Origin of the sequence: Wolbachia endosymbiont of Glossina morsitans morsitans (assembly GCF_000689175.1) — a bacterium.
Lineage (GTDB): Bacteria > Pseudomonadota > Alphaproteobacteria > Rickettsiales > Anaplasmataceae > Wolbachia > Wolbachia pipientis.
In genome coordinates this window covers 1-6,218 of sequence record NZ_AWUH01000049.1, presented here as the reverse complement: position 1 = coordinate 6,218, position 6,218 = coordinate 1, and the positions used below count along the sequence as shown (strand labels likewise).

Genomic DNA, 6,218 nt, shown 5'->3' with positions numbered 1-6,218 from the left:
AACAAATGCATTTATGGCGTTACCATATTCTTCCATATACATCATCCAATCTCACTATATCATTATCAGATAAATGCTCTCCTATCTGAAATTCAACTATTTCAAGTGGAAAGCTTGTGCTTCTATTTTCAATCCTATGGGAAACTTCCCTTGGGATTTCTATCATATGATCCTTTGCTATAGCATATTCTTTGTCTTCTAAACTAACATATCCAACTCCTGATAGCACTATATGGTATTCATCTCTATAGTGATGGAATTGCTTAGAAGTGCAGCTTAATGGATTGATAAAAAGATATTTTATAAGAAAATTTTCGCTCATTAAAATTATACTACAAAATCCCCATGGTTTAACTTCTTTCCTTATCACCTTTACTTTCTTAACTTTATGAATAAATGAAATTAGACTTTTGTTTGGTTGCTTACAAGCTCCACTCAATAAATTTTTATTACTTTCTGTCGTTGAAACTGGCTCTTTTTCTCTAATCACATGCTGAAATGATGCCAGTTCTTTACTAAACTTCTCACTCAATTCTAAAACTGAATTCCAAGTTCCAACATCCAACCAATCGAAATTAGCTTCTATCATTGCAACGTTTTTTGCTTTCTCCATCACCAAGTAATCAATGGATATGCCTTCAATTCCTGCAAAATCTCGTTGTTTTAAATACAGAAATCTCTCTTGCGGTGTGAAATATTTAAAACATAAATTGTAAAGATTCGGGGCAGATTTTTTAATCTCATCTATGTAGCGTTTTGCTTTAAACACAAATATTCCAGAGTTCCAATAATGATCGTTACTTAACTTACGCTCGGGCTTCTCTGTAAAATCTTTCACTATATGACATTTTTCTTTCTGATCATATACTGCATTTATATAGCCGTATTCAGAATTGAATTCATGAGGATTAACCCCAAAAGTGACTATAGAGTTAGTTTCAGAGGCTAACTTAGACGCTTTTTGAGTAGAAGCATAAAAACTATTCAAATCACCTATAAAATGGTCTGAAGGCAGAATTAACATTGTCTCGTTTTCATTGCAGAGAAGTGCAGCAATTAATATTGCCGCTGCTGTTCCAATTTTCACTGGTTCGAAAATCACTTTATATTCTTGCAGTGCATGCAATTCCTCCATCACTAATGACTCGTACTGTATATTTGTAGCAATTATGGGCGGCATATAATCGCTTTTTAGCCTCAACAAAGTGTTGTGAAACATAGTGTTCTGACTAAATATTTTCTGAAATTGCTTTGGCTTAGATAAAGGCCAAAGTCTGCTACCACTACCACCACACAATATTACAGGGCGCATTTAGTTAAGATATTAATTATTTAATTAATATCTTATACTGAGGGAAAAATACATGCAAGTTTTTGTTGTGGGAACAGTTAATAAAGAAAGTAAATGTTGATTTAAAGTAATTGCTAATGAGAGTGATCATGTGTAGCGCCTTGCCCTTGCTGTGAATTTCTTCTATTTTGTAATTCCTCAACATGACCTTTTCTTTTATCACTTAATATTTCATTACCCTTATTTTGTTCTTCCTCAGGACTCTTTAGTATTTCATTACTCTTGCTAACTTCTTTATCATCCCCTTGTTTCTTTGGCCTTCTAGCGTTAAGCTCATCCCATGTGCCCACTAGTGAATCACGATTCCCATGATACGGCTTTAGCCTTTCTTCACCTTTAATAACATTAAAGTCACTTTTTGCTTCTTCCAAACATCCTTTCAGTTGGTGTTTCCACATGGCGTAGTAAGCATCACCATTATTTTTCTCATTTGCTACAAACAATAAAATTGGAGCCTTAAGTATGGTAGCTCCCATATCCACTAAATTTTTTACTGCCATTGCAGGAGTAAATAAAAGATAACCAAAAGACTTTGCAATTGGGTTTTGTTCGCTTATTAAATGCTCCCCTAACTTTATAGGAAGAGAAGTCAACAATTTAGTACAAACTTTAGCTAAACTTGTAGCAAAAACGATAGGAACAGATATAAGACTTTTATCTAGCTCTAGATTACCATTCTGATCTCTAATTTCTGAAAAATGGGTGCTTAGCTTCTTGTAATCACTAGTGTATAATAATTCTCCATTTCTTCCTTTTTCATCAACAACTTCCTGAACTTTACCTTCTTTATTTTTTACCTCTTTAGTTAGCACATAAGAATTAGTTAATTCAAATGGATATTGAGGATCCTTAGTTTTTTCAGCTTCAAAAATTGGCACGTGTTTTTTCAAATCCATTCTCGAAAAGCCTAGTGGCTCAAAATATGACTTATGCAACTCATTTATCGGAATTTGGTTACCCTGATTGCCTATATAATTGATAGTAAAATAAGATCTATCATTATCTTTATCTTTGGTAACTAAAGATAATCTGAAACTTGGTTGTTCTCCATTCTCATCTTTTTGACCATACAAAAGTTTATAGGTTGGATTTTTATCTTTATCTAGTATAGCATTTCCATGCATATCCCTGTTTTCTGTGATTTTAGCAGACTGTACAATTTGATCATAATTTTTTGGATACTGGCATTTCCTTCCATCATACATCATTACCTTCCTAAGGTCTTCGACGTAAACTTGAGATTCAGGTGAAGTAAGCAGACCTTTTGCTTTAAGTGTAAGATCTATTGCTACCTTTTTTAATGCTTCAAACATATCGTCAAACCAAAATCGCTATAATGCTATAGTTCAATAATAAAACTAGTACACTAATAATATATTAACACAGCACCGGTGATTTTACAAGAAAATATGCCTGTAGAAGATAAAGATTGTAAAAGCGAGGGTTATATAAGTAATGCTTGATAAGTACTTTATGCATGTAATTGTAAAAATCCTCAAAGGTACGCTGTGTATATAATCTTCGCATACTACCTGCATTCCAAGAACTGCGTGCCAAAAAATGCAAAACAACAATACAACAAAAAATAAAAGCTCTAGAGGGTGATTAATAAATTTTTCACTAAAAGACAAAGAGCTATCAGTATAAAATGTGCAAGAAAATGAATAGATAAACCAAGGAAACAGGAACAGTAAAATTACCGCAGAAACACGCTGAACCCACCAATGATGTACTGAATTTCCAGACTGACTCATATAAACATAAATAAAAAAGCCATAGTAGAAAGAAGTAGCGTTACTGTCAGCAGTATAGCACTCCTTGAAATGCCAGTAATTTCTAAATTAAGCCCAACATCCCACAATAAATGACGAATACCATTAAGAAAATGATATACAAAACTTATAAAACATAAGACATAAGCTAATTTAGCAACAGGAGTGAATAATAATGCATTTAAGTACCTTACTATAAGTAACTCAGGAAAGTAAACATGTAATACGAAATACCAAGAAAGCATCATTAATAAAAGGAATAGCAAGATACCAGTCAATCTATGCATAATAGAGAAAAAACTAGTAACTTGTACTTTATATATTTGTAAATGTGGAGAAAGAGGTCTATCACTCATAAAATTCCGTTATCGGGAAATTAAAATAAAGTAGAAGTAAAGACAACAGTATAGCACACAACAACACCATCATTAAAAATGGTAAATTATGTGCAAAGCCTAAGGAGGTAATCCAGCTGCAGATTCCCCTACTGCTACCTTGTTACGACTTCACCCCAGTCACCGATCCCACTTTAAATAACTCCCTCCTTGCGGTTAGGTCGTTAGCTTCGAGTAAAACCAATTCCCATGGCGTGACGGGCAGTGTGTACAAGACCCGAAAACGTATTCACCGTGGCGTGCTGATCCACGATTACTAGCGATTCCAACTTCATGCACTCGAGTTGCAGAGTACAATCCGAACTGAGATGGCTTTTAAGGGATTAGCTTAGCCTCGCGACTTTGCAGCCCATTGTAGCCACCATTGTAGCACGTGTGTAGCCCACTCCATAAGGGCCATGATGACTTGACATCATCCCCACCTTCCTCCAGTTTATCACTGGCAGTTTCCTTAAAGTCCCCAGCATTACCTGATGGTAACTAAGGATGAGGGTTGCGCTCGTTGCGGGACTTAACCCAACATCTCACGACACGAGCTGACGACAGCCATGCAACACCTGTGTGAAACCCGGCCGAACCGACCCTATCCCTTCGAATAGGTATAATTTCCATGTCAAGGAGTGGTAAGGTTTTTCGCGTTGCATCGAATTAAACCACATGCTCCACCGCTTGTGCGGGTCCCCGTCAATTCCTTTGAGTTTTAATCTTGCGACCGTAGTCCCCAGGCGGAATGTTTAACGCGTTAGCTGTAATACAGAAAGCAAAACTTCCCATATTTAACATTCACCGTTTACAGCGTGGACTACCAGGGTATCTAATCCTGTTTGCTCCCCACGCCTTCGCGCCTCAGCGTCAGATTTGAACCAGATAGACGCCTTCGCCACTGGTGTTCCTCCTAATATTTACGAATTTCACCTCTACACTAGGAATTCCTCTATCCTCTTTCAATCTCTAGATTAGCAGTTTTAAAAGCAATTCCAAGGTTGAGCCTTGGGATTTCACTTTTAACTTACCAATCCGCCTACGCGCCCTTTACGCCCAATAATTCCGAATAACGCTAGCCCTCTCCGTATTACCGCGGCTGCTGGCACGGAGTTAGCCAGGACTTCTTCTGTGAGTACCGTCATTATCTTCCTCACTAAAAGAGCTTTACAACCCAAAGGCCTTCTTCACTCATGCGGCATGGCTGGATCAGGCTTTCGCCCATTGTCCAATACTCCCCACTGCTGCCTCCCGTAGGAGTCTGGACCGTATCTCAGTTCCAGTGTGGCTGATCATCCTCTCAGATCAGCTATAGATCATTGCCTTGGTAGGCTATTACTCCACCAACTAGCTAATCTAATATAGGCTCATCTAATAGCAATAAATTTTTCCCCCGTAGGGCGTATACGGTATTAGTTGCCGTTTCCAACAATTATTCCGTACTATTAGGTAGATTCCTATACATTACTCACCCGTCTGCCACTAAGTTATACCATAGCAAGCCACAATATAACTCCGTTCGACTTGCATGTGTTAGGCCTGCCGCCAGCGTTCATTCTGAGCCAGGATCAAACTCTCAAATTTAGACTTCAACCTATAAAAGGTTGAGGGTACATCGGATAAATCCGACAAAAAATAATTTAGCTTAATACTGCTGTCTTTATTTCTACTTTAGAAATATTTTAATCTCGAACTATTCAAACAACTTTGAGAATATTATTATGTGATATAATCACTATGTCAATATGTTTTTGCAAATCAAAAGCATTAATGTATAAATATATAACTATTTGGAATATTACCATGAAAAAATACATCTTTCTGCTTGCACTCGCGCCAATGTTAGTTGGCATCACATTATACTTATTGCGCAACATTGATAACACAAAACAATCTATAACTGCAGGTGACAAGTTTTACGAAGTATTATTCTTAAAAAAAGATAATAAGCCGCTGCTAGAAGAAATAGATTCAAATTGGGAGTATTTAGCAAATTTTGAACGCGCATTCAATCATATCTCAGATTCAATGCCAACAGACACAGCATCTATTTATAGTGATTTGGCAGATGATAAAGATGCTCCTGATGTTTTTCGTGAGTTAGCACAATATTTAGAAGTAATGAGCTTACTTCACTCCAACGGTGAAAAAATAAATAGAGACAAAATTGATAATTTAGAATCAAGCACAGTATACCCTTATTCAAGCCAAGAAGCCATCGCTATAGTAAAGATACATAATAACGACGTTAAGGGTGCAACTGAAATATTGCGTTCCCTATTAAATGATAGAAAATGCCCTATCCTAATCAAAGCTAATGCACAAGAATTACTCAGGATATATGGGAGTTAACTCATTAGGCTTTTTACATAGCTTTTGGCAGCGCATTGGATGAAACGAAAAACTTCCTTGACAAGCCTCGCCAGCTCCCTTATCATGACAGTGAAGCTATTGTATTTGCTTTCACCAATCTGCAGATTAAAAGGTAAGGATTACTTAATGTATCGGCGTCTTGTGTTCAATTTTTTGCAGTATATAGATACTGTATGTCTTTACAAAACTTCATCTACATCTAGATTTTTATCTAAATTAAAGCTGAACGCGCTTATAAAGCGTTACAAGACATCAAAAAAATGCCAATACTCGACAGAGATAGTAAAAGACTAAGCTAACTCGGGGATTCTTCGTCTTTTTTTTCTTCTTAGTAAATTTCTTAAA

5 protein-coding genes and 1 rRNA gene are annotated in these 6,218 nt (G+C 36.4%); 1 reads left to right on the top strand and 5 read right to left on the bottom strand.

The window, feature by feature from the left end:
* Nucleotides 1–19 precede the first annotated feature (19 nt).
* The 5 genes from WGMM_RS01250 to WGMM_RS01235 all read right to left on the bottom strand — a co-directional run bounded on the left by WGMM_RS01250 (nucleotide 20) and on the right by WGMM_RS01235 (nucleotide 5,084).
* Nucleotides 20–1,312, bottom strand: coding sequence for a sugar phosphate nucleotidyltransferase (locus WGMM_RS01250; protein ID WP_038248855.1), 1,293 nt, complete (start codon nucleotides 1,310–1,312; stop codon nucleotides 20–22).
* A gap of 113 nt (nucleotides 1,313–1,425) precedes the next feature.
* Complete coding sequence (locus WGMM_RS01245) at nucleotides 1,426–2,664, bottom strand: hypothetical protein (RefSeq protein WP_038248852.1); 1,239 nt, start codon at nucleotides 2,662–2,664, stop codon at nucleotides 1,426–1,428.
* A gap of 84 nt (nucleotides 2,665–2,748) precedes the next feature.
* The gene (gene sdhD / locus WGMM_RS05515; RefSeq protein WP_010963113.1) at nucleotides 2,749–3,105 is read right to left on the bottom strand and encodes a succinate dehydrogenase, hydrophobic membrane anchor protein; all 357 of its coding nucleotides are present in this window, start codon (nucleotides 3,103–3,105) and stop codon (nucleotides 2,749–2,751) included.
* Nucleotides 3,102–3,479 (bottom strand): succinate dehydrogenase, cytochrome b556 subunit, encoded by a 378-nt coding sequence (sdhC, locus tag WGMM_RS01240; RefSeq protein ID WP_038248850.1) that lies wholly within the window; start codon nucleotides 3,477–3,479, stop codon nucleotides 3,102–3,104. The genes sdhD and sdhC overlap by 4 nt, the downstream gene beginning before the upstream one ends.
* Before the next feature lie 100 nt (nucleotides 3,480–3,579).
* Nucleotides 3,580–5,084 (bottom strand): 16S ribosomal RNA (locus tag WGMM_RS01235).
* Nucleotides 5,085–5,237: 153 nt separating this feature from the next.
* Here WGMM_RS01235 and WGMM_RS01230 point away from each other — a divergent pair.
* A complete protein-coding gene (locus WGMM_RS01230) occupies nucleotides 5,238–5,852 on the top strand; it encodes a hypothetical protein (RefSeq protein WP_038248847.1) in 615 nt (204 codons plus the stop codon).
* Nucleotides 5,853–6,218: the final 366 nt, after the last annotated feature.

Bases quoted from the DNA above. Each gene is read 5' to 3' on its own strand.
- WGMM_RS01230 (WP_038248847.1), top strand. From the start codon at position 5,238: ATGTCAATATGTTTTTGCAAATCAAAAGCATTAATGTATAAATATATA.
- sdhD (WP_010963113.1), bottom strand. From the start codon at position 3,105: ATGAGTCAGTCTGGAAATTCAGTACATCATTGGTGGGTTCAGCGTGTT.
- sdhC (WP_038248850.1), bottom strand. From the start codon at position 3,479: ATGAGTGATAGACCTCTTTCTCCACATTTACAAATATATAAAGTACAA.
- WGMM_RS01245 (WP_038248852.1), bottom strand. From the start codon at position 2,664: ATGTTTGAAGCATTAAAAAAGGTAGCAATAGATCTTACACTTAAAGCA.
- WGMM_RS01250 (WP_038248855.1), bottom strand. From the start codon at position 1,312: ATGCGCCCTGTAATATTGTGTGGTGGTAGTGGTAGCAGACTTTGGCCT.